The 20,965-nt window shown below is 67.7% G+C and carries 19 protein-coding genes; 8 read left to right on the forward strand and 11 right to left on the reverse strand.

What is annotated here, in order from left to right:
- Window positions 1-132: 132 nt before the first annotated feature.
- The 3 genes from MRBLWO12_RS06530 to dut are packed head-to-tail and all read right to left on the reverse strand — an operon-like array spanning window position 133 to window position 1,896.
- The gene (locus MRBLWO12_RS06530) at window positions 133-867 is read right to left on the reverse strand and encodes a DUF3159 domain-containing protein (RefSeq protein ID WP_363553826.1); all 735 of its coding nucleotides are present in this window, start codon (window positions 865-867) and stop codon (window positions 133-135) included.
- Window positions 864-1,451, reverse strand: coding sequence for a DUF3710 domain-containing protein (locus MRBLWO12_RS06535; RefSeq protein ID WP_363553828.1), 588 nt, complete (start codon window positions 1,449-1,451; stop codon window positions 864-866). The genes MRBLWO12_RS06530 and MRBLWO12_RS06535 overlap by 4 nt, the downstream gene beginning before the upstream one ends.
- Entirely contained in the window at window positions 1,444-1,896 is a 453-nt protein-coding gene (gene dut / locus MRBLWO12_RS06540) for a dUTP diphosphatase (protein ID WP_363553830.1), read from the reverse strand. Before dut ends, MRBLWO12_RS06535 begins: the two co-directional genes overlap by 8 nt.
- Window positions 1,897-1,908: 12 nt before the next feature.
- Here dut and MRBLWO12_RS06545 point away from each other — a divergent pair, with 12 nt between their 5' ends.
- The gene (locus MRBLWO12_RS06545; RefSeq protein ID WP_363553832.1) at window positions 1,909-2,373 is read left to right on the forward strand and encodes a DUF3093 domain-containing protein; all 465 of its coding nucleotides are present in this window, start codon (window positions 1,909-1,911) and stop codon (window positions 2,371-2,373) included.
- Between the two features lie 102 nt (window positions 2,374-2,475).
- Here the strand turns inward: MRBLWO12_RS06545 and MRBLWO12_RS06550 are convergent, their stop codons facing one another.
- Window positions 2,476-2,769, reverse strand: coding sequence for a DUF4193 domain-containing protein (locus MRBLWO12_RS06550; RefSeq protein WP_141871913.1), 294 nt, complete (start codon window positions 2,767-2,769; stop codon window positions 2,476-2,478).
- A 198-nt stretch (window positions 2,770-2,967) separates the two neighbouring features.
- On the opposite strand from MRBLWO12_RS06550, the gene sepH reads away from it, so the two are divergent.
- On the forward strand, window positions 2,968-4,017 hold the full coding sequence (sepH, locus tag MRBLWO12_RS06555) for a septation protein SepH (protein WP_363553834.1): 1,050 nt from the start codon (window positions 2,968-2,970) through the stop codon (window positions 4,015-4,017).
- Window positions 4,018-4,041: 24 nt separating this feature from the next.
- On the opposite strand, the gene MRBLWO12_RS06560 is transcribed toward sepH, so the two are convergent.
- The gene (locus tag MRBLWO12_RS06560; protein ID WP_363553836.1) at window positions 4,042-5,163 is read right to left on the reverse strand and encodes an alkaline phosphatase family protein; all 1,122 of its coding nucleotides are present in this window, start codon (window positions 5,161-5,163) and stop codon (window positions 4,042-4,044) included.
- Between the two features lie 44 nt (window positions 5,164-5,207).
- Between MRBLWO12_RS06560 and MRBLWO12_RS06565 the strand changes: the two genes are divergently transcribed.
- The gene (locus MRBLWO12_RS06565) at window positions 5,208-7,649 is read left to right on the forward strand and encodes a DNA gyrase/topoisomerase IV subunit A (protein ID WP_363553838.1); all 2,442 of its coding nucleotides are present in this window, start codon (window positions 5,208-5,210) and stop codon (window positions 7,647-7,649) included.
- Between the two features lie 68 nt (window positions 7,650-7,717).
- On the opposite strand, the gene MRBLWO12_RS06570 is transcribed toward MRBLWO12_RS06565, so the two are convergent.
- Window positions 7,718-9,796, reverse strand: coding sequence for a DNA gyrase/topoisomerase IV subunit B (locus MRBLWO12_RS06570; protein ID WP_363553840.1), 2,079 nt, complete (start codon window positions 9,794-9,796; stop codon window positions 7,718-7,720).
- Window positions 9,797-9,977: 181 nt separating this feature from the next.
- Here MRBLWO12_RS06570 and MRBLWO12_RS06575 point away from each other — a divergent pair, with 181 nt between their 5' ends.
- Complete coding sequence (locus MRBLWO12_RS06575; RefSeq protein ID WP_141871909.1) at window positions 9,978-10,196, forward strand: DUF7455 domain-containing protein; 219 nt, start codon at window positions 9,978-9,980, stop codon at window positions 10,194-10,196.
- Between the two features lie 71 nt (window positions 10,197-10,267).
- On the opposite strand, the gene MRBLWO12_RS06580 is transcribed toward MRBLWO12_RS06575, so the two are convergent.
- Both MRBLWO12_RS06580 and MRBLWO12_RS06585 read right to left on the reverse strand, forming a co-directional pair.
- Window positions 10,268-11,308 (reverse strand): alanine racemase, encoded by a 1,041-nt coding sequence (locus MRBLWO12_RS06580; protein ID WP_363553842.1) that lies wholly within the window; start codon window positions 11,306-11,308, stop codon window positions 10,268-10,270.
- Complete coding sequence (locus MRBLWO12_RS06585) at window positions 11,305-12,009, reverse strand: alanine racemase (protein ID WP_363553844.1); 705 nt, start codon at window positions 12,007-12,009, stop codon at window positions 11,305-11,307. Before MRBLWO12_RS06585 ends, MRBLWO12_RS06580 begins: the two co-directional genes overlap by 4 nt.
- Before the next feature lie 83 nt (window positions 12,010-12,092).
- On the opposite strand from MRBLWO12_RS06585, the gene MRBLWO12_RS06590 reads away from it, so the two are divergent.
- Entirely contained in the window at window positions 12,093-13,109 is a 1,017-nt protein-coding gene (locus tag MRBLWO12_RS06590; RefSeq protein WP_363553846.1) for a sugar-transfer associated ATP-grasp domain-containing protein, read from the forward strand.
- Window positions 13,110-13,172: 63 nt separating this feature from the next.
- On the opposite strand, the gene MRBLWO12_RS06595 is transcribed toward MRBLWO12_RS06590, so the two are convergent.
- The 3 genes from MRBLWO12_RS06595 to MRBLWO12_RS06605 form a co-directional block, all read right to left on the reverse strand.
- Window positions 13,173-13,865, reverse strand: coding sequence for a coenzyme F420-0:L-glutamate ligase (locus MRBLWO12_RS06595; RefSeq protein ID WP_363553848.1), 693 nt, complete (start codon window positions 13,863-13,865; stop codon window positions 13,173-13,175).
- Complete coding sequence (locus tag MRBLWO12_RS06600) at window positions 13,865-15,106, reverse strand: RNA polymerase sigma factor (protein ID WP_363553850.1); 1,242 nt, start codon at window positions 15,104-15,106, stop codon at window positions 13,865-13,867. The genes MRBLWO12_RS06595 and MRBLWO12_RS06600 overlap by 1 nt, the downstream gene beginning before the upstream one ends.
- Window positions 15,107-15,272: 166 nt before the next feature.
- Window positions 15,273-16,214 carry a proteasome assembly chaperone family protein gene (locus tag MRBLWO12_RS06605; protein ID WP_363553852.1) on the reverse strand — a complete coding sequence of 314 codons (942 nt, stop codon included), beginning with the start codon at window positions 16,212-16,214 and terminating at the stop codon, window positions 15,273-15,275.
- Between the two features lie 113 nt (window positions 16,215-16,327).
- Here MRBLWO12_RS06605 and MRBLWO12_RS06610 point away from each other — a divergent pair, with 113 nt between their 5' ends.
- The 3 genes from MRBLWO12_RS06610 to sucB all read left to right on the forward strand — a co-directional run bounded on the left by MRBLWO12_RS06610 (window position 16,328) and on the right by sucB (window position 20,960).
- Window positions 16,328-17,800 (forward strand): leucyl aminopeptidase, encoded by a 1,473-nt coding sequence (locus MRBLWO12_RS06610; protein WP_363553854.1) that lies wholly within the window; start codon window positions 16,328-16,330, stop codon window positions 17,798-17,800.
- A 3-nt stretch (window positions 17,801-17,803) separates the two neighbouring features.
- Window positions 17,804-19,177, forward strand: coding sequence for a dihydrolipoyl dehydrogenase (gene lpdA, locus MRBLWO12_RS06615; RefSeq protein WP_363553856.1), 1,374 nt, complete (start codon window positions 17,804-17,806; stop codon window positions 19,175-19,177).
- Window positions 19,178-19,244: 67 nt separating this feature from the next.
- Window positions 19,245-20,960: a 2-oxoglutarate dehydrogenase, E2 component, dihydrolipoamide succinyltransferase gene (gene sucB / locus MRBLWO12_RS06620; protein WP_363553858.1), complete on the forward strand. Its 1,716-nt coding sequence runs from the start codon at window positions 19,245-19,247 to the stop codon at window positions 20,958-20,960.
- Window positions 20,961-20,965: the final 5 nt, after the last annotated feature.

Here is a 20,965-nt window from a genome sequence, read left to right on the forward strand (position 1 = left end):
GATGGAAGCGACAGGCGATTCCATCTTGCTCGCCGCGAAGGTCCTGCGGCTAGCAAGGCGGACCTAACCAGTCTGCGCCTTTCCGGCCCGCGGCAGAAGCCTGCGATTTATCTTGATATCAAGATAAATCTATCACGCCGCAGGTGCATCCTCGCGCGCAGGCGCGCGGGGGTACAGCGCGCGAACGACCAACCAGGTCACCGCGATCAGCGGCGCGAACAGCGGCAGCCCCATGATCAGCTTCAACGTGCCGAGTGCGGTGACGTCACCGGCCAGATACAGCGGGAACTGCACGGCGAGGCGTGCGAAGAACAGTGCGGCCCAGGCGATCCCGAGCCAGAAGAATGCCCGGCGCTTGCGCCGGTCTTGCCTCCAGGCGGTGCCCTCCCCCATCAGGAAGCCTGCGGCCAGACCGATCAGGGACCAGCCGATCAGGGCGGAGACGAGCAATGCCGAGCCGTAGACGGCGTTCGTCACGAGTCCGGGGACGAAGTTGTCTTCGCCGCGTCCGGTCCACAGTGCCAGTCCGGCAGCGGCGGCAGCGGCGACCAATCCCCCCAGGGCGGCCGACGGCGGGGACTTCTGGATCAGGCGGATGATCGTGAAGACCGCAGCGAGTCCCACCGAGACCCCGAGCGCGAGGATGAGGGGCTTCGGCTGCAGCGTGAACAGCACCACGAACGCGAGGCTCGGCAGGACGGACTCGAGAATTCCGCGCCACCCGCCGATCGCCGACCAGACGACCTTGTGCGTGCGTCCCTCATCTGCGGGATCCAGCCCCGCACGCCGTGCTGCCCCGCCGAGCGCCGCACCGAAGATCTCGGAAGCGCTCTGCTCTCGTTCGGCGCCGGGCTCGGGAGCGCTCACGCGGATCCCGGCGTGGCCGGCATCTTCAAGGGGATCAGATCGCGCGGAGGCATCGGAGAGCCGCCGCGAACCACGACGATGGAGCGGAACAGGTCCTCGACCTTCTCAGCCGCGTCGGGATCGGACGCCGCCGCGCCGCCGATCACGCCGCGCAGGAACCAGCGGGGACCGTCGATGCCGATGAACCGCGCCAGACGCAGCCCTGAGCCCTCGCTCGCCGTAGCGGGCACTTCGGCCAGCAGCTCCTTGCCGAGCGTGCCTTCGCGCTCTTCGACACGGCCGCCCTGGGCCCGCACCTGGTCGCGCAGCTGCACGCGGGTCTCGTCCCACAGCCCGCCGGACCGCGGAGCGGCGAACGGCTGGACCTGGAGCGATGAGTCGGCGTAGTCGAGGCCGACCGCCACGATGCGCTTGGACTGCTCCTCGACTTCGAGGCGCAGATTGAGCCCCTCACGCGGAAGGATCTTGATACCGCCGAGGTCGATGTAGGGGCGGACAGGGTTCGCTTCGGAATCGTCGAAGGGGCCCTCGGTCGCGCGGTTCAGCGGTGCGGACTTCGGGGGGTTGGGGGTGTTGTCAGTCATTGTTCTTCCCTGCCTGATAGCCGGTCGATCCGAATCCGCCTTCGCCGCGCACGCTCTCCGGCAGCTCCTCGACCGGGATGAACGTGGCACGTGTCACGGGCATGACGATCAGCTGCGCGATGCGATCGCCGACGGCCACATCGTACGCGCTATGGATGTCGGTGTTGATCAGACTCACTTTGATCTCGCCGCGATAGCCGGCATCGACGGTCCCTGGCGAGTTGACGATCGAGATGCCGTGCTTCGCCGCGAGACCACTACGGGGTACCACGAAGGCGGCGTATCCCTCCGGCAGCGCGATGCGTACGCCGGTCGCGACCAACGCCCGTTCACCCGGGGCCAGATGCACGGCCTCCGCCGCCACCAGGTCGGCGCCGGCGTCGCCCGGGTGGGCGTATCCGGGGACCACAGAGGCGATAATGGGGACATCAACGGAATCGGTCACCCCATGAGGCTAATGCAGAACCCCACGACAGACGCACGTACGCACTATCGCGAACGACTCGCCCCGAGCCTGCGGCTCCTGGTCACCGTCGCCCTGGCGGGGCCGATGGTGTCGCTGATCTTCGTCCCCGTCGGATCCACCGTCGCGCTCGTGGTCGGCGCCGCGGTCTCGGCGGTCCTGGTCACCCTCTTCGTCATCGCGACCCCGGTGGTGTCCGTCGAGGGGTCGGTCCTGCGCGCGGGCCGGGCGCACATCCATACGAAGCACCTCGGAGAGCCCGTCACGCTGACCGCAGAGGAGGCGCGCGAGGCCAGAGGGCCCGGGCTTCCCGCACGCGGATGGCATCTCATCCGCGGAGGCATCGACGGAGTCGTGGTCGTGCCGAACATCGACCAGGCGGACCCCGTGGTCAGCTGGACGATCTCCTCGCGGACGCCCGACCGCCTCGCCGCCGCGATCCGCGCGTCCCAGTCCTGACGCCCGACCCAGGGACAGCGCGCGCCACGCGATCGACGCCGGAAATGACGACGCGCCCCTGACCGGATGGTCGGGGGCGCGTTGCGGTTCGCTTGCGCGTGCTCAGGCAGCGCACTCCTTGCAGATGGGGCCGGAAGCGTCTTCGTGGTCGAGCTGCGAGCGGTGCTTCACGAGGAAGCAACTCATGCAGGTGAACTCGTCCTGCTGCGCGGGCAGCACGACGACATCAAGCTCGAGGTCGGACAGATCGGCACCCGGGAGGTCGAAGCTCGACGGGTTGTCGGAATCCTCGTCCCCGCTTGAGCCGGAGAGCTTGTCCGGCACACGCTCCTTGAGCGCTTCGATCGACTCGGAGTCGTCTTCACTCTTTCGGGGAGCGTCGTAATCGGTTGCCATGCGGTAGATCTCCACTTTCATGGTGCGAGTGGGTGGTTCGCCGTCGGGTATTCGGCGGCCATAGTTTGCACGACCTCAGAGCAATAAGCAAATGCCGGGGTGTGCGACAGAGCAAACTCGCGGCACGCCCAGAGTATTCCCGGCTGTGACGGCAGTCGCATGACACCATGAACGCACACCCATCAGAGGGGCATTCGCATGGAAAACGTCACCATCGTCGGCACAGAATCAGGAGTCCTCGTACTCGCGACCGAGTCGGGCGAGCGGTTCGCGCTGCCCATCGACGATGTCCTGCAGCGGGAGATCCGTCGCGCCACCCGCCAGGCCGAGCCGACCGCACAGCGCCTGGCCGCCAGCCCTCGTGACATCCAGGCGCAGATCCGTGCCGGACTCACCGCCGTCGAGGTCTCCGAACTGCTCGGCATCAGCGTCGACGATGTCGCCCGCTTCGAGGGCCCGGTCCTCGCGGAGCGCGAGCACGTCATCGGCCAGGCACTGGCCGTCCCCGTGCTGATCGGCAGCGAGGTCGAGCCCGACGCGCAACCGACCTTCGGAGCCGCGGTTCGCGCCAAGCTCGCCGACGTCGAAGCCTCGGAGGAACGCTGGGCGAGCTGGAAGGACGAGACCGGGTGGATCGTCAAGCTCGAGTTCACCGCCAGCGACGTCGAGCATGACGCCAGGTGGAGCTTCGACCCGCGCCGCAGCGCGCTGTCTCCACTCAACGCCGACGCCACACAGCTCTCCCGACAGGGCTCGCTCCCCGAGGGTCTCATCCCCCGCCTCCGCGCAGTCGATGCGGAGCGCGCAGGGTCGCCCTACAAGGATGAGAGCCGATTCGACTCCGGCGCCTTCGGGCCCCGCCTGCTGCCGACCCCCGAGGCCGACATCGAGGAGCCGTCGCTTCCGGAGAGGTCCAACGCCGCAGCGCAGGAGGCTGCGACCAAACGTGCGCCCGAGTCATCCACGACGAGTCCGGAGACCGCCGATCTGCTCGAAGCGCTCCGCCGCCGCCGAGGTCAGCGGGAGACCGCTCCACTGATCGACGATGTCGAGGATCAGCACTCCGAGCCGAATCCGATCGCCCTGTTCGACGCAGCCTTCGAGCCGGAGACGGACGAGCCGGAGCCGACCAAGACAGAGCCGCCGACCAACTCGAGCGAATCGTCCGACAGCGGCGCCCGCCGACGTCGCCGCAACGCCATGCCTTCGTGGGATGAGATCGTGTTCGGAGCACGCACCGACGAGTGACGACGGTGCCGGCGCCACCTGCGATCAGCGGGAGAAGGCGCCGAGTCTGAGCAACGGAACGGTTCGCTCCTCTGCGGTCAGCCCGCCGTGCTGACCGATCATGCCGCGACCACGCTGGTCGGCCGCCGTTCCGTCGTATACCGCCCACACACCGCGAGCGATGACGAGAAGGTCCCCGATCCGGGAACGCGCGTCATCAGTGACGAGCGGTCCGAAGAGTCCGGCGGTGATCGCCTCGTCGCGCGTGAGTACATCGGCGATGCCGTCGAGGTCCGCACGCCAACGGGCGAGAACGTCTTCGGCCACGGCATCCGGCTCGAGATGAACGTGCAGCATCCGCGGCTCTCCCCCGACATGGCGGACACCGGACAGATGCGAGCTCTCGAGCACGGCCTGGCGCCGCGAAGGCACGTCGACCATGCCGTGATCAGAGGTGACGAGTACACCGACCCCTGAGGGGACCCGCACCGCGAGCGCGGCATCGATATCCTCGAGCGCCGCCACCCACTCGGCGGACGCCACCCCGTGCTTGTGCCCTGCCTTGTCGACCTCAGGGAGGTAGCAGTAGACGAGGGCTCCGGGATTCTGCTCGGCCAGTCCGTAGGCGGCCTCCACCCGCTCGGCAGGCGTGTTCGCCGCCACGAACTCGGCGCCGCGCAGAGTGGCTCGGGTGAATCCGCTGTGCTCATATGCGGCGACTCCGACGGCGAACGACGGTCTCGCCGCGGTGACGGCCTGCTCGAAGATGGTCGGCACCGGCTGCCAGGTGAGCGGGTCGAGTCCCTCCGATTCCCACCCGGTGAGCTGATTCACCAGCACATCGCGCCGGGCATCGAGAACCCGATAACCGACCAGACCGTGCTCGCCCGGCCATACCCCGGTGAGGATGCTCGTCAATGCGGCAGCCGTGGTCGAAGGGAAGACCGATTGCGCAGTGTCGCGCTTCGTCATCCCGGCCGTCAGCGATCTGGCATGGCCGGTGTGGCCGCGGAGACTGATGGCGCCGAGCCCGTCGATCACCACGAGAATGACGGACTGCGCGGGAGGGAGTGCAGCAGACTCACCGCGCAAGGACGCGAAGAGGTCGCCCGCCACCCCGACGATGCTCCGGGCTGACGGCGACTCGGACGGTAGCATGAGGGACATCCGAGCCAGTCTGACACAGGCTCCCGCACGCCCTCAGGAAGCCCATGCCGAAAACTCCGCCGCCCGAGCCCGTCGAGGAGCGCATCCAGGACATCGACCTGTCCGCCGAGATGCAGGGCTCGTTCCTCGAGTACGCGTATTCGGTGATCTACTCGCGCGCACTGCCCGACGCACGCGATGGCCTCAAGCCGGTGCAGCGACGCATCCTCTACCAGATGGCGGAGATGGGTCTTCGGCCCGACCGCGGTCATGTGAAGAGCGCCCGCGTCGTCGGTGAGGTGATGGGAAAGCTCCACCCCCACGGCGACACCGCCATCTATGACGCTCTCGTGCGTCTGGCGCAGGAGTGGGCGCTGCGCGTGCCCCTGGTCGACGGCCACGGCAACTTCGGGTCGCTCGACGACGGCCCCGCTGCCGCGCGATACACCGAGGCCCGCCTCGCGGCCGCTGCGCTCGCACTGACGGAGAACCTCGACGAGGACGTCGTCGACTTCATCCCGAACTACGACGGGCAGTTCCAGCAGCCTGCCGTGCTGCCCGCCGCGTTCCCGAACCTGCTCGTCAACGGCGCGAGCGGAATCGCCGTCGGCATGGCGACCAACATGGCGCCGCACAATCTCATCGAGGTCGTCGCCGCTGCCACACACCTGCTCGAGAACCCGGACGCGACCACAGAAGACCTCATGGAGTTCGTGCCGGGCCCGGACTTCCCGGCCGGCGGCGTGATCATGGGCCTCGACGGAGTCAAGGACGCCTACGCCAACGGTCGCGGCGCCCTCAAGGTGCGCGGCAAGGTCTCGATCGAGCCGCTCGGACCACGCCGCACCGGGATCGTGGTCTCCGAGCTGCCGTACATGGTCGGTCCCGAACGCCTGATCGAGAAGATCCGTGACGCGGTGCAGTCCAAGAAGCTCCAGGGCATCAGCGACGTCACCGATCTCACGGACCGCAATCACGGACTGCGCGTCGCGATCGGAATCAAGACCGGCTTCGACCCGAACGCCGTGCTGGAGCAGCTGTACCGGCTGACACCGCTGGAGGACTCCTTCAGCATCAACAACGTCGCCCTTGTCGACGGCCAGCCCCGCACGCTGGGCCTCAAGGAGATGCTGAGCGTCTACGTGGCGCACCGCCTCGAGGTCATCACTCGCCGCAGCCGGTACCGCCTCGCCCGGCGCGAGGAGCGCCTGCATCTCGTCGAGGGACTGCTCATCGCGATCCTCGACATCGACGAGGTCATCCAGGTCATCCGCTCCTCGGACGACTCCGAACAGGCGCGCTCGCGCCTGCGCTCCGTCTTCGATCTCAGCGAGCTGCAGGCCGAGTACATCCTCGAGCTGCGCCTGCGCCGCCTGACGAAGTTCTCACGGATCGAGCTCGAGGCGGAGCGCGATGCCCTGCAGGCCGAGATCGCCGCACTCCGTGAACTGCTCGGCAGTCCGGTGCTGCTCCGCGCCGCGGTCGCCACCGAACTCGACGCCGCCGCCGACGCCTACGGCACCCCGCGTCGCACGCTGCTGATGAACGCTGCGCCGCCCAAGCCGCGCGCAACGAAGGGCGCCGTCGATCTGCAGATCGCCGATGCCCCGACCGTGCTCGTCCTCTCCACCACAGGACGCGCCGTACGCGTCGATCTGAGCGAGGCGCAGGAACTCACGGTTCCTGCACGCCGCAGCAAGCACGATGCGATCCTGACGACGCTCGAGGTCACGGTCCGTGCCGAGCTAGGAGCACTCACGAGTGCGGGCCGTGTCGTTCGCTTCTCCCCGGTCGACCTGCCTTCCGTCCCATCGACCTCGGTGCAGCTCGCCGCGGGCACGCCGCTCAAGGACTATCTGGGCATCACGACACGAGGCGAACGGATCCTCGGCTTCGTGCGTTTCGACAGCGACACCCCGATCGCGCTCGGTACCGCCCAGGGAACCGTGAAGAGGATCGTCCCCTCCGCCATCCCCGTGCGCCCCGAGATCGAGGTCATCGCGATGAAGCACGGCGACTCCGTCGTCGGAGCGGCAGAGGCGCCGGACGACGCCGAACTCGTGTTCGTCACGACCGACGCGCAGCTTCTCCACTTCTCCGCCTCCACGGTTCGCCCGCAAGGTGCTCCCGCAGGCGGCATGGCCGGTATCAAGCTCGGGTCGGGCGCCGCCGTGCTGTTCTTCGGAGCGGTGGAGGCAGACGCAGATGCCGTGGTCGCAACCGTCTCCGGCACCGAGGGCATCCTCCCCGGCACCGAGCCGGGTCGCGCCAAGGTCACCGCCTTCTCGGAGTATCCGGCGAAGGGGCGTGCCACGGGCGGAGTGCGCGCACACGCCTTCCTGAAGGGCGAGGATCGCCTCACGGTCGCGTGGGTCGGCCCGAACCCGGCACAGGCTGTCGACCCGACAGGGGCCGTCCGCAAGCTCCCTGAGCCCGGCGCACGCCGCGACGCCTCCGGTCAGCCGATCGACGGCGTGATCGGCAGCATCGGCCGCACCATCGTCTGACTTCGCAAAGAGGTGGGCTTCCCTCGGACTCGCCGAGGAAAGCCCACCTCCTCTGCTGAGGACGACGCTCAGGCGTCGATGGACTCGCGGGACAGACGGTCGGACGAGTCGATGATGAACTCGCGACGCGGAGCGACCTCGTTACCCATCAGCAGTTCGAAGACTCGACCGGCAGCTTCGGCGTCTTCCATGCGCACGCGTCGCAGCAGTCGTCCTGAGCGGTCCATCGTGGTCGTCGCGAGCTGCTCGGCATCCATCTCGCCGAGACCCTTGTAGCGCTGGATCGGCTCGTGCCAGCGCTTGCCTGCCTTGCGGAGCTTGGTGAGCAGCGCGTGCATCTCCTGCTCGCTGTACGTGTAGATCGTCTCGTTCGGCTTCGAGCCGGGGTTCATCACGATCACCCGGTGCAGCGGAGGAACGGCGGCGAACACGCGGCCGTGCTCGATCAGCGGACGCATGTAACGGAAGAACAGGGTGAGGAGCAGCGTGCGGATGTGGGCGCCGTCGACGTCGGCGTCGCTCATCAGGATCACCTTGCCGTACCGGGCCGCATCGATGTCGAACGAGCGGCCGGACCCGGCGCCGATCACCTGGATGATCGAGGCGCATTCGGCGTTCGACAGCATGTCGCCGATCGACGCCTTCTGCACGTTGAGGATCTTGCCTCGGATGGGCAGCAGCGCCTGGAACTCGCTGTTGCGCGCGTTCTTCGCGGTGCCGAGCGCCGAGTCTCCCTCGACGATGAACAGCTCGCTGCGCTCCACCTCGTTCGTGCGGCAGTCGACGAGCTTCGTGGGAAGTGTGGACGACTCGAGCGCGTTCTTCCGGCGCTGGGTCTCCTTGTGCGCACGAGCCGAGACACGAGCCTTCATCTCCGCGACGATCTTGTCGAGCAGCTGCGTGGCCTGGTTCTTGTCGTCGCGTTTGGTCGAGCTGAAGCGCAGCCCGAGATCCTTGCGGATGACCTGGGCGACGATCTGGCGCACCGCCGGCGTGCCGAGCACTTCCTTGGTCTGGCCCTCGAACTGCGGTTCGGGGACGTTCACGGTGAGCACGGCGGTGAGCCCGGCGAGAACGTCGTCCTTCTCGAGCTTGTCGTTTCCGACCTTCAGGCGACGCGCGTTCTGCTCGACCTGCGCGCGCAGAACCTTGAGCATCTCCTGCTCGAAACCCTGCTGGTGTGTTCCACCTTTGGGGGTCGCGATGATGTTGACGAAGGAGCGCATGGTCGTCTCGTAGCCGGTCCCCCAACGCAGGGCGATATCGACCTGGCAGACGCGCTCGACCTCGGTGGCGATCATGTGCCCGTCGGCCTGCAGGACCGGGACGGTCTCCTTGAAGGTGCCCTCGCCCTGGATGCGCCAGCTATCGGTCACGGGCGGGTCGTTCGCGAGGTAGTCGACGAACTCGGAGATGCCGCCTTCATAGCGGTACGAGGTCTCGATCGACTCCTCCGCACGGTTGTCACGGATGACTATCTCGAGCCCGGGCACGAGGAAAGCAGTCTGACGTGCACGGTTCTCGAGCTCGCCGAGCTGGAACGCGGCATCCTTCGTGAAGATCTGCCGATCGGCCCAGTAGCGCACCCGCGTTCCGGTCACACCCCGCGGCGCCTTGCCGGCGACCCGGAGCTCGCTGCCGTCCTCGAAGGGCGTGAAGGGCGCATCAGGGCGCTTCTCCCCCGAATCGGCGAAGCGGCCGGGCTCCCCACGGTGGAAGGACATCGCGTAGGTCTTGCCGCCGCGGTCGACCTCGACGTCGAGACGCTCGGAGAGGGCGTTCACGACGGAGGCACCCACACCGTGCAGTCCACCGGATGCGGCGTAGGACCCGCCACCGAACTTTCCACCGGCGTGCAGCTTGGTGAACACCACCTCGACACCGGTCAGCCCGGTACGCGGTTCGACGTCGACGGGGATGCCGCGACCGAGGTCGTGCACCTCCACGCTGCCGTCAGAGTGCAGGATGATGTCGATCTTCTTGCCGTTGCCGGCGACCGCCTCGTCGACGGCGTTATCGATGATCTCCCAGAGGCAGTGCATGAGCCCGGGCGATCCGTTCGACCCGATGTACATACCGGGGCGCTTGCGGACCGCTTCGAGTCCTTCGAGCACCTGGAGATGATGGGCGGAATACTCGGCGGTCACAATGTCCGAGTCTATTCTCGTGCGGCCTCCGCACCCCGCAGACACTCCCCGAGAACCCCCCATCGAGTCGCATCCCGTACGCGCTGAGCGAAACACGCCGTGATCCGGGCATGTGCCCAGCATCCGCGTGGTTGTATTGAGCACGCTCCACAGCGAACCCGACACCCGAGGAGGCACCGAGATGAACGCAACAACCGAACGTGAGACCTCTACCGTCGAGTTCCGCTTGACCGCAGCAGACCGTTGCGACTCCTGCGGCGCTCAGGCGTACATCGCAGCCGAGGTCAACGGTTCCGAGCTCCTCTTCTGCGCCCACCACGGCCGCAAGTACGAAGAGAAGCTCCGCACCATCGCGACCAGCTGGCACGACGAGACCGCTCGACTGGTCGACGCGGTCTGAGGTCCGATCCGCTCAACGGATCCCTCCGACGCCATCCGTCACGGATGACCGACGACGGGTCGCCGCCTGACTCAGTCGACGACGACCCGTCGCACACGGACACTGAGTCGCGTGAGGATCTCCTCACCGACCGTGTCGATGCGTTCCGCGAGAGTGGTCGCGCTGACCTCTCCGCGGTCACCGGCCCCGAACAGGTGGACTTCATCGCCGATGGCCATTCCCGGCCATCCCTGCACGACCGAGGTCGTGTGATCGATCTGACGCAGCTCACGGGCACCAGCCGATGTTCCCACCGGAGCCCCCGCGAGGGTCGAGGGCAGTCCGTCGAAGCTGCCGATGTCGATGACCGCCTCCCCCTCGACGATCCCGCTCACCGACGCGACCAGCGATGCGATGGGACGGATGCCGTCAAGCTCCGGACCGTCCGCAGACCGCACGCCGTAGCAGAAGGCTCCGATCCGCGACAGCGTGCCGCGCAGTTCGGGACGCCACCACGATGCCGCTGACGCCGTGAGGTGCTGCAGCGCGGGAGCTGATCCGCTGAGCTCCACCACGCGCACCGCGTCGAGGAAGACCGCCTGCGCCTCGTCATCCTCGGCGTCGCTCGCTTCGGCGATGTGGCTCCAGACGCCGACGAGCTCCAGCAGTCCTGCCGCCTCGGCGGCGCGGGCCTCTGCCACGACGTCATCCCAGTCCTCGCGGAGCACGCCGTTGCGATGAAGGCCGGTGTCGATCTTGAGGTGCACCCTGGCCACGACCCCGAGCGCGTCAGCACGCGCGATGATCCGACGCAGGTACTCCGCGGTGCCGACACCCAGGTCGACGCTCTGCACGAGCGCGTCGTCGATCTCGATGTCCGTCGACGTGGCCCAGGCGAACACCCGCACGGCACCGCCGCCGACACGACGCACATCGAGCGCACTGCGCACGTCGTAACTGCCGAACCATTCGACTCCAGCGGCATCCGCCGCCTCCACGACCCACGGGAGCCCATGCCCGTACGCGTCGTCCTTGACGACCAGCATGAGCGCGGATGGGGCGATCCGCTCCCTGACCGCCGCGATGTTCGCGCGGAACAGAGGCGCGCTGATGCGCAGCTCTGGGCGACTCATGCTTCCCACTCCCTGACGGCATGCGCGCCGGCGACCGTGATGAGCTCCGCAGCGGAGAGCCCGGTGACCTCGGCCCAGTGCGACAGGTTGCGCACGGCCGGACCCTCCCCGCCGAAGAAGGTGACCTCGGTGCCGACCGGAACGTCGGTGCCTTCGAGATCCACCACGCACACGTCCATCGCGACACGGCCGATGATCGGTCGCTCCGCGCCGCCGATCTCGACGCGCGCACGATTGCCCAGCGCGCGGACGATCCCCTGTGCGTATCCGCCGGTGACGAGCGCGACGTTCGTATCCACCGGAGCACGGTGGGTGTAGCCGTAGGAGACCGCATCGCCGGCGCGCAGGCGCTTCGTCGAGAGGACACGCCCGACGAGCCTCATGACGGGTCGAGGAGCGGAGGAGTTGCTGCCGGCGGGCAGCCCGTAGAGCAGGACCGGGTCGATGTCGGCGACGCCTTCGGTGGTTCCGACGATGCCTTCGAGACCGAGCGCGTCGATCTCTCCTGCGGAGTCGACCAGCACACGGCTCGCGCCGGCGGCGATGACGGCGTGAGCGACGGACAACACCCCGTGACCCCAGGCATCACGACGAAGATCGGCGACCTTTCCTCCGTTCTGCACGGCGGAATCTGCTGCCGCCGCCAGTGCGGAGCGTGAGATCACCGCGTGCGTTCGGGCGCTGGAAGTCGTGTCGGACACGTCTTCCACCCTAGCTTCCGTGCGCTCAGGTTCCCTCCGAAGCCACCCGTAGACTGGATGGGACCCCCAACCTTCGGAGCACAATGTCACGTCTTTCCCTCGCGCCCCGCGTTCGCTATCTGATCGGACGCGCACGTCGCATCGACGTCGGATCGGTCGTGGAGCGCGCCAAAGAGGCCTCCGAGCAGCACCACAAAGCGGTGCCCGCGATCGTCGTCGACATGCTGTGGTCCGCCGCGCGACACAACGTCGGATTCCAGGACTACATCGACTACGACTTCGCGATGCTCACCCGCGCCGAGCGCGAGACCTATATGACCCACCCTGTCTCCAACCAGCTCTCGCAGCGCTACGATCACCCGGACTTCCGCTGGATCTTCCAGGACAAGGTGGAGTTCGACAAGCAGTTCTCGGTGCACCTCCACCGCGAGTGGATGGTCGTCGAGGAGGGCAACGCTGAGGCCGTGCGCGAGTTCGCACAGCGGCTCGGCACGATCGTGACCAAAGAGCCGGTCGGCCAGGCCGGAACCGGCGTACACCGCTACCACGCGGCGGACGTCGACGACTGGGCCGAGTTCCACCGCGGGCTCCTCGCCCGCGGTGAGCTGCTGATCGAAGAGGTCATCCGGCAGCACGACGCCCTCGCCGCGGTCTGCCCTGGGACGGTGAACACGACGCGCATCACCGCTTTCTTCGACGGTGAGAAGGCGCACATCCTGGCGATGGCGCAGAAGTTCGGGCGCGGCGCGGTCAGCGACCAGATGACCTTCGGCGGCTTCTACACGATGCTCGACGAGAACGGTCGCTCAGTGGGCGCCGGGTACGACTCGCACGGTCACGTGCACGAGAAGCACCCCGATACCGGGTTCCCGATCGCCGACTTCCAGCTCCCCTACATGGACGAGGTCCGCGCCTTCATCGATCAGGTCGCGCGGGTCGTTCCCCAGGTGCAGTACGTGGGATGGGACATCGTCGTCTCCCCTGACGGTCCGGTACTGGTCGAGGGCAACTGGGGCGCAGGCGTGTATGAGAACAAGCCGAGCGTCACCGGCATCCGCACGGGACACAAGCCGCGCTACCGCGAGGTCATCGGCTTCTGAGACTCCTACGAAGAAGGCCCCGGATGCCGAGCATCCAGGGCCTTCTTCTGTGCGGTGAACGGGTCAGATCGCGCGGACGATGCCGAGCGGCGTGGACTCGAGGCCCTGGCCGAGCGGGTTGTCGCCGAGGATCTTGACGAGACGACGCTCGCCGTCCTTGTCGAGCGTCGATCCGAGGATGTTACCGCCGAGGTCGTTGATGTCGACCACTGCCACCTCGGCCTGGCCGCCGATCAGCGTCTTCAGACGTGCGGCGACACCGTCGGGGTCCTTCGGTCCGAGCACGACCGCCTCGTTGTACGGAGGGATGGTGTGCTTGGTCGGACCGTCGATGGCGCGCGCCTTGTCACCAGCGATGCGGTAGAAGTCGCCACGACGACCGAACGCCTTGGTCACCGCCGCGACGGCGGACGCGAACAGGATGCGCGGCGTGCCGCACTCCCGCAACGCCATCTCCATCGTCTCCGGCATGCCGAGCCCGATGCCGTAGGGCGTGCGGGTGACGTACTTGGAGAGGAACAGAGCGAGCTTGCGCGGCTTGATCTCGTCGAGACGGTACGACCGCCCCTGAGTGATCGCCACGATCTTCTCGGTCACGAACAGCAGGTCACCCGGCTGCACGGCGTCCTTCGCATACTCGGTGATGACCGCATCGAGGTCGTCATCCGGCATCACGACACGCGTGCGCAGCGGAATCCGCGCGTAGTTCTTCCCGTCGACGCTGGTCTCGAGCGCCTTGCCCTCGTTCGCCTGCATCACTCGAGGTAGTCCCGCAGCGACTGCGAACGGCTCGGGTGCCGCAGCTTGGCCATGGTCTTCGACTCGATCTGACGGATCCGCTCGCGGGTCACGCCGAACGTGTCGCCGATCTGGTCGAGCGTCTTGGGCTGACCGTCACCGAGGCCGAAGCGCATGCGGATCACGCCGGCCTCGCGCTCGGAGAGCGAGTCGAGCAGCTGCTCGAGCTGACGCTGCAGCATCGTGAAGCCCACGGCATCGGCCGGGACGACCGCCTCGGTGTCCTCGATGAGGTCACCGAATTCGCTGTCTCCGTCTTCACCGAGCGGGGTGTGCAGCGAGATCGGCTCGCGGCCGTACTTCTGCACCTCGACGACCTTCTCGGGCGTCATGTCGAGTTCACGGCTGAGCTCTTCCGGCGTGGGTTCGCGACCCAGGTCCTGGAGCATCTGACGCTGCACGCGGGCGAGCTTGTTGATGACCTCGACCATGTGCACCGGGATGCGGATGGTGCGGGCCTGGTCGGCCATCGCACGCGTGATCGCCTGACGGATCCACCACGTCGCGTAGGTCGAGAACTTGAATCCCTTGGTGTAGTCGAACTTCTCGACCGCACGGATGAGACCCAGGTTTCCCTCCTGGATGAGGTCGAGGAACTGCATGCCGCGACCCGTGTAGCGCTTCGCGAGCGACACGACCAGACGGAGGTTCGCTCCGAGCAGGTGGCTCTTCGCGCGCTGCCCGTCACGGGCGACCCACTGCAGATCGAGTCCGAGCTGGCCGGCCTTCTCGGCGGCGGTCATCGTCGACAGCTTCTCCTCGGCGAAAAGCCCCGCCTCGATACGCATCGCGAGCTCGACCTCTTCGGCCGCGTTCAGCAGAGCGACCTTTCCGATCTGCTTCAGATAGTCCTTGACCGGGTCGGCGGTGGCGCCAGTGATCTGCGAGGAGTAGACGGGGACGTCGTCCTCATCGCTCGAGGTGATGACGATCGCACCGGTGGGAAGCGGCTCGGTGAACTTCGGCTTGCTGTCTTCGTCGTCCTCGTCGACCGCGTCGGCGGCGGGCGCCTCATCGTCTTCGACGATGTCGTCGGCCTTCTTCTTCTTCGCGGGCGCACGCTTGGCAGCTGCGCGCTTCGCTGCGCTCAGCGGCGCAGGCTTCTCAGCCGCATCCTTCGTCTCAACCGGAGCCTCGGTCGCGGTCTCGTCAGCGGCCTTCTTCGTCGTCCGGGATTTGTTTGTCGTGGCAGGAGTCACGTTTCGCCTTTCACGGGGCTGCGGACCGCCCCGGGACATTTCGGACACTAGTAAGACCCTTGTCAAGTCCGCTCCGGGAAAGGAACGATTGACAACGGGTCAGAGTCCTAGTATCGCACACGTGTGGCGATGCGGGCGCATTCCGGCGAAGTTCGCCCGAATCGAGTCACGCCCTCCCCGGTTTGTCCTCGTCACCCGTGGGCCGGGAAGCAAGGTAGCGCTCCAGCTCTGCAGCCAGTTCGTCGGCGCTGGGAAGATCGCGTTCGCTGAACCCGCCCTCGTCATACGAACCGTCGTCGGGATTGCGGCCGGCCATGTAGGCGTCGTAGCGACGCTCCAGGTTGAGCACCATCTGCTGAAGCTCGTCATTGCCGAGCACCTGCTCATCGACACGCGCGAGGTAGTCGTCACGTCGTTCCTGGACAGCGTCGAGCACCAGCACGAGCCCCGTCGAGGCCATGAGGCGCTCAGCAGCGGTGATCACAGCATCGGGGTTCTCGGTCTCGGCGAGGTAGTGCGGAACCAGCAGTACAAAGCCCACCGCGCGGTCGCCGCGCTCTGCGAAGCGGAACTCGAGGAGGTGACCGGCCGTTGCCGGCACCTGCGTGCGTGGACGCCAGACGGAGTGCGCGACGTTCAGTTCGCGGCGGTTCCCGCTGACCGTCGTGCCGATCGGACGAGTGTGCGGGACCGGCATCGCGATCGAGTGCACCCAGTTGAGGCCCGAGACCTCGAACTCGGTGGCGAGTTCCAGCACCGTGGCCGCGAAGGCGTTCCAGGCGAAGTCCGGCTCGTAGCCGGCAAGCAGGAGGAAGGGCTGTCCGAGAGCATCGGTGGCGAGCGACAGTTCGAGCCGCTGCGGGCGGAACTCCGTCAGGTGATCCTGATCGAAGGAGATCACCGGACGGCGGGCGCGGTAGTCGAGGAGCACATCGTTGTCGAACACGACGACGGCCTGCGGCGAGGTCGTCTCGCGCAGGTGATCGATGAGGCCGGAGACGGCACTGCCCGCATCGGTGAACCCGGTCAGCAGCACCACCAGGGGCAACCCGCGCGGCACGGCCGGTGCGTTCGCGACTCGTTCATGGATGGGTCCGGAGAAGGGCATGTGTCCATGCTACGAGCCACTCCCGCCACGAGGGTTGGCGGCGTCATGCTGAGAGCGAACACGCGGAGGACGGCTCGTGCCCGGGGCACCGCCGCGATCCCTAGGATGGAAGCATGACGCTTCCCGTGCTCTCGCACACCATCGATCAGTTCCCCGGAAGCGCTGCAGATGCCGCAGTGCTCGTCGTCCCCGACATCTCGGAGTCCGCTTCGGCGCTCGACGGCTATCCCGGTCTCGCTGACATCCTCGCGGGAATCGGATTCACCGGGTCCGCGTCCGCATTCGCACGAGTGCACGCCCCGGAGGTATCGCCCGTTCCCTTCGCTGTCGTCGGCGCAGGCTCCTCTCCCACGGCTGTCTCCGTTCGCAACGCGGCCGGATCCGCACTGCGGGTGTTCACCGGCTTCGACACCATCGCCCTCGCGCTCGCGCCGGGGCTCGAGTCGTTCGCGGATGCTGCAGCGGAAGGTGCCGTCCTCGGCGGACACCGCTTCGAGGGCTACCGCTCGGACAAGGGCAAGAAGCGCGCGTCCGCGGTGATCCTGCACGCGCAGATCGACGACGCGACCGCCGCGCATGCCCAGGCCGTCGGCGATGCTGTTGCCCTCATCAAGGACCTCGTGCAGGTCCCCGCCGAATGGCAGAGCCCCGCGCAGCTGGCGCAGAGCGCGGCCGACAGTGTGGCCGATCTGGACGTCACGGTCGAGATCCTCGACGAGGTCGCCCTCGCAGAGCAGGGCTTCGGCGGCATCCTGGGCGTCGGCCAGGGATCGGACCGCCCGCCGCGCCTGGTGCGCCTCGACTACTCCCCTGCCGAGGCCACGCGCCACATCGCACTTGTCGGCAAGGGCATCACCTTCGACACGGGCGGACTGTCGCTCAAGCCGGCCGCGTCCATGGTCGGAATGAAGTTCGACATGGCGGGTGCGGCGACCAGCCTCGCCGCGCTGCGCGCCATCGCGACGCTGGGACTACCCGTGCGCGTCACGGCCTGGCTCTGCATCGCGGACAACATGCCGTCAGGACGTGCGACCCGGCCGGGCGATGTGCTGCGCATGCTCGACGGCACCACGGTCGAGGTCCTCAACACCGATGCGGAGGGTCGCCTGGTGCTCGCAGACGGGCTCGTCGCCGCGAGCCGCGAACACCCGGACGTGATCATCGACGTCGCCACCCTGACCGGAGCGATCATCCTGGCGCTCGGCCACCGCCACACCGGCGTGATGGGCGACGACGAGGCCGTCGCCCAATTCCTGGCCGCGGCGGAATCGGCCGATGAACTCGCCTGGCACATGCCGCTGCCCGAGTACATGGAAGACACGCTCGACTCGCCGATCGCGGACCTCATCAACGCGAACATGGGCGACCGCGCGGGTGGCGCATCCTTCGCCGGGCTCTTCCTCCGGCGTTTCATCGGACGGGTATCGGATGCGGATGGCGCACCGCGCATCCCCTGGATCCACCTCGACATCGCCGGTTCCGGCGAGCACGGAAGCGCACCCTACGGCTTCACCGAAAAGGGCCCGACCGGGGCGATGGTTCGATCGATCGTCGCCTTCGCCCACGCATCCCACACGGAGGCATGACCCATGACCACACACACCTTCGACATCGTCGTCCTCGGTGGCGGCAGCGGCGGGTACGCCGCGGCGCTCCGGGCCAGTGAGCTCGGCAAGTCCGTCGCCCTGATCGAGAAGGACAAGGTCGGCGGCACCTGCCTGCACCGCGGCTGCATCCCGACGAAGGCGCTGTTGCACGCGGCGGAGGTCGCCGACCACGTGCGCGATGCCGCATCGGTCGGCGTCACCGCCGCTCTCACCGGGATCGATCCCGTCGGCGTGCGCACGTACCGCGAGGGAATCGTCGCCAAGAAGTTCAAGGGCCTCGAGGGCCTGGTCAAGGCGCGCGGCATCACCACCGTGGCCGGCACGGGACGCCTCAACGCCGACCGCACGGTGAGCGTCGACGACGACATCTACGCGGGGACGGACGTCGTGCTGGCGACGGGGTCGTACAGCCGCACGCTCCCCGGCCTCGAGATCGGCGGACGGATCATCACGAGTGAGCAGGCACTCGCACTCGACGTCATCCCTGAGCGCGTGCTCATCCTCGGCGGCGGTGTGATCGGCGTCGAGTTCGCCAGCGTCTGGCGTTCCTTCGGCTCCGAGGTCACGATCATCGAGGCGCTTCCGCACCTCGTCCCCAACGAGGACATCGCTCTCAGCAAGGGCCTCGAGCGCGCGTTCCGCCGCCGCGGCATCCAGTACTCGCTCGGCATCCGCTTCCAGAGCGCGGTCCAGGACGACTCCTCAGTGACCGTCACGCTCGAGGACGGCAAGGAGTTCTCGGCGGACTACCTGCTGGTCGCGGTGGGACGCGGACCGGTCACCGCTGACCTCGGTTTCGAAGAGGCCGGCGTGAAGCTCGACCGCGGTTTCGTGACCGTGGACGATGAGCTGCGCACCGGAGTTCCCGGCCTCTGGGCCGTCGGTGACATCGTTCCCGGTCTGCAGCTCGCACACCGCGGTTTCCAGCAGGGCATCGCCGTTGCGGAGCGGATCGCGGGCCTCACCCCCGTGAACATCCCTGACCTGCAGATCCCCAAGGTGACATACTCCAGCCCCGAGGTCGCGTCCGTCGGGGTGACAGAGGCCGCGGCGATCGCCGAGCACGGTGCCGACGCCGTCTCGGCGTACGAGTACAACCTCGCCGGCAACGGCAAGAGCGAGATCATCGGAACCGCCGGCCTCGTGAAGGTCGTTCGCCTCAAGGACGGCCCAGTGATCGGTGTCCACCTGTTGGGCGATCGGGTCGGGGAACTCATCACCGAGGGGCAGCTCGCAGTCGCGTGGGAGGCTCACCCCGAGGACATCGCGCCGCTGATCCACGCGCATCCCACGCAGAGCGAAGCTCTCGGCGAGGCCTTCCTCGCCCTGGCCGGAAAGCCGCTGCACGCCCTCTGAGCACCAACCGGTGCCTGAGTCACTAAGCTAGACAAGCGTCAACACACTTCCTGAAGGAGACTCCGTCATGAGCACATCCGTCATCCTCCCCGCTCTCGGTGAGAGCGTCACAGAGGGTACGGTCACCCGCTGGCTCAAGCAGGTGGGCGACACCGTACAGGCGGACGAGGGCCTGCTGGAGATCTCGACCGACAAGGTCGACACCGAGATCCCCTCCCCCGTCAGCGGCGTGATCGAGGAGATCCTCGTCGCCGAGGACGAAACCGTCGAGGTCGGCGCTCTGCTCGCCCGCATCGGCGATGGTAGCGCTGCGGCACCTGCTGCGGATGCTCCGGCGGCTGCCGAGCCCGCGCCTGAGACCGCACCCGCGCCCGCCGCGGAACCTGCCCCCGCCCCCGAAGCCGCTCCGGCAGCCGACTCTGCTCCCGCAGCCGCACCGGCCGGCGATGCGACCGACATCGTTCTGCCCGAACTCGGCGAGAGCGTGACCGAGGGCACCGTGACCCGCTGGCTGAAGCAGATCGGCGACACTGTCGCCGTCGACGAGGCACTCCTCGAGATCTCGACCGACAAGGTCGACACCGAGATCCCGTCGCCGGTCGCCGGTGTGCTGCAAGAGATCGTCGCCGCGGAAGACGAGACCGTCTCCGTCGGCGCCGTGCTGGCGCGTGTCGGCTCGGGTGCCGCCCCGGCGAGCCCCGCCCCCGCGGCCGAGGCCCCTGCTGCGGCTCCTGCCGCTGCTGCCCCGGCACCGGCTCCCGCCGCTGCTGCCCCGGCACCGGCTCCCGCCGCTGCACCGGCTCCTGCCGCTGCCCCGGCTCCTGCCGCTGCCCCGGCTCCTGCTGCTCCGGCACTGGCGCTGCCGACCGAGAGCGACAACCTGTATGTGACCCCGCTGGTGCGTCGTCTCGCTTCGCAGCAGGGTGTCGACCTGGCATCGGTCACCGGCACCGGCGTTGGTGGACGCATCCGCAAGGAGGACGTGCTGAAGGCTGCTGAGTCGGCCGCGGCCGCCCCTGCGGCAGGTGCACCCGCTGCTCCGGCTCCTGCTCCGCTCGAGGTCTCGCCTCTGCGCGGCACGACCCAGCCGATGTCCCGCCTGCGCAAGGTACTCGCCGAGCGTGCGGTCGCCTCGATGCAGCAGACGGCTCAGCTGACCACGGTGGTCGAGGTCGATGTCACGGATCTCGCGAACTACCGCGACAGCGTGAAGGCGTCGTTCTTGGAGAAGACGGGCGACAAGCTCTCCTTCCTCCCGTTCTTCGCGCTCGCGACAGCGGAGGCGCTGCAGGCCTTCCCGATCGTCAACGCGACGGTGAAGGACGACCAGATCGTCTACCCGGCCTCCGAGAACGTGTCGATCGCGGTCGACACCGAGCGCGGTCTGCTCACGCCCGTGCTGCGCGATGCCGCATCGAAGAACATCGCCCAGATCGCGCACGAGATCGCCGACCTGGCTGCCCGCACGCGTGACAACAAGCTGAAGCCCGACGAGCTCGCGGGCGGCACGTTCACGCTGACCAACACGGGTTCGCGTGGCGCGCTGTTCGACACTCCTGTGGTGTTCCTGCCCCAGTCGGCGATCCTCGGCACCGGCACGGTAGTCAAGCGTCCCGGCCTCGTGAAGGTCGGCGGCTCCGACGCGATCGCGATCCGTTCGTACGTGTACCTCGCACTCTCGTACGACCACCGGATCATCGACGGTGCCGACGCAGCTCGCTTCCTCGGCGCGGTCAAGGCCCGCCTCGAGGCCGCTCAGTTCTCCGCACAGCTCGGCGCCTGATCCGC

The sequence above is a fragment of the Microbacterium sp. LWO12-1.2 genome (genome assembly GCF_040675875.1).
Lineage (GTDB): Bacteria > Actinomycetota > Actinomycetes > Actinomycetales > Microbacteriaceae > Microbacterium.

What these genes read in the sequence shown, in the direction of transcription:
- MRBLWO12_RS06535 (WP_363553828.1), bottom strand. Translation starts at nt 1,451, where the DNA reads ATGACTGACAACACCCCCAACCCCCCGAAGTCCGCACCGCTGAACCGC.
- MRBLWO12_RS06545 (WP_363553832.1), top strand. Translation starts at nt 1,909, where the DNA reads ATGCAGAACCCCACGACAGACGCACGTACGCACTATCGCGAACGACTC.
- MRBLWO12_RS06550 (WP_141871913.1), bottom strand. Translation starts at nt 2,769, where the DNA reads ATGGCAACCGATTACGACGCTCCCCGAAAGAGTGAAGACGACTCCGAG.
- sepH (WP_363553834.1), top strand. Translation starts at nt 2,968, where the DNA reads ATGGAAAACGTCACCATCGTCGGCACAGAATCAGGAGTCCTCGTACTC.
- MRBLWO12_RS06560 (WP_363553836.1), bottom strand. Translation starts at nt 5,163, where the DNA reads ATGTCCCTCATGCTACCGTCCGAGTCGCCGTCAGCCCGGAGCATCGTC.
- MRBLWO12_RS06565 (WP_363553838.1), top strand. Translation starts at nt 5,208, where the DNA reads ATGCCGAAAACTCCGCCGCCCGAGCCCGTCGAGGAGCGCATCCAGGAC.
- MRBLWO12_RS06575 (WP_141871909.1), top strand. Translation starts at nt 9,978, where the DNA reads ATGAACGCAACAACCGAACGTGAGACCTCTACCGTCGAGTTCCGCTTG.
- MRBLWO12_RS06580 (WP_363553842.1), bottom strand. Translation starts at nt 11,308, where the DNA reads ATGAGTCGCCCAGAGCTGCGCATCAGCGCGCCTCTGTTCCGCGCGAAC.
- MRBLWO12_RS06590 (WP_363553846.1), top strand. Translation starts at nt 12,093, where the DNA reads ATGTCACGTCTTTCCCTCGCGCCCCGCGTTCGCTATCTGATCGGACGC.
- MRBLWO12_RS06595 (WP_363553848.1), bottom strand. Translation starts at nt 13,865, where the DNA reads ATGCAGGCGAACGAGGGCAAGGCGCTCGAGACCAGCGTCGACGGGAAG.
- MRBLWO12_RS06605 (WP_363553852.1), bottom strand. Translation starts at nt 16,214, where the DNA reads ATGCCCTTCTCCGGACCCATCCATGAACGAGTCGCGAACGCACCGGCC.
- MRBLWO12_RS06610 (WP_363553854.1), top strand. Translation starts at nt 16,328, where the DNA reads ATGACGCTTCCCGTGCTCTCGCACACCATCGATCAGTTCCCCGGAAGC.
- lpdA (WP_363553856.1), top strand. Translation starts at nt 17,804, where the DNA reads ATGACCACACACACCTTCGACATCGTCGTCCTCGGTGGCGGCAGCGGC.
- sucB (WP_363553858.1), top strand. Translation starts at nt 19,245, where the DNA reads ATGAGCACATCCGTCATCCTCCCCGCTCTCGGTGAGAGCGTCACAGAG.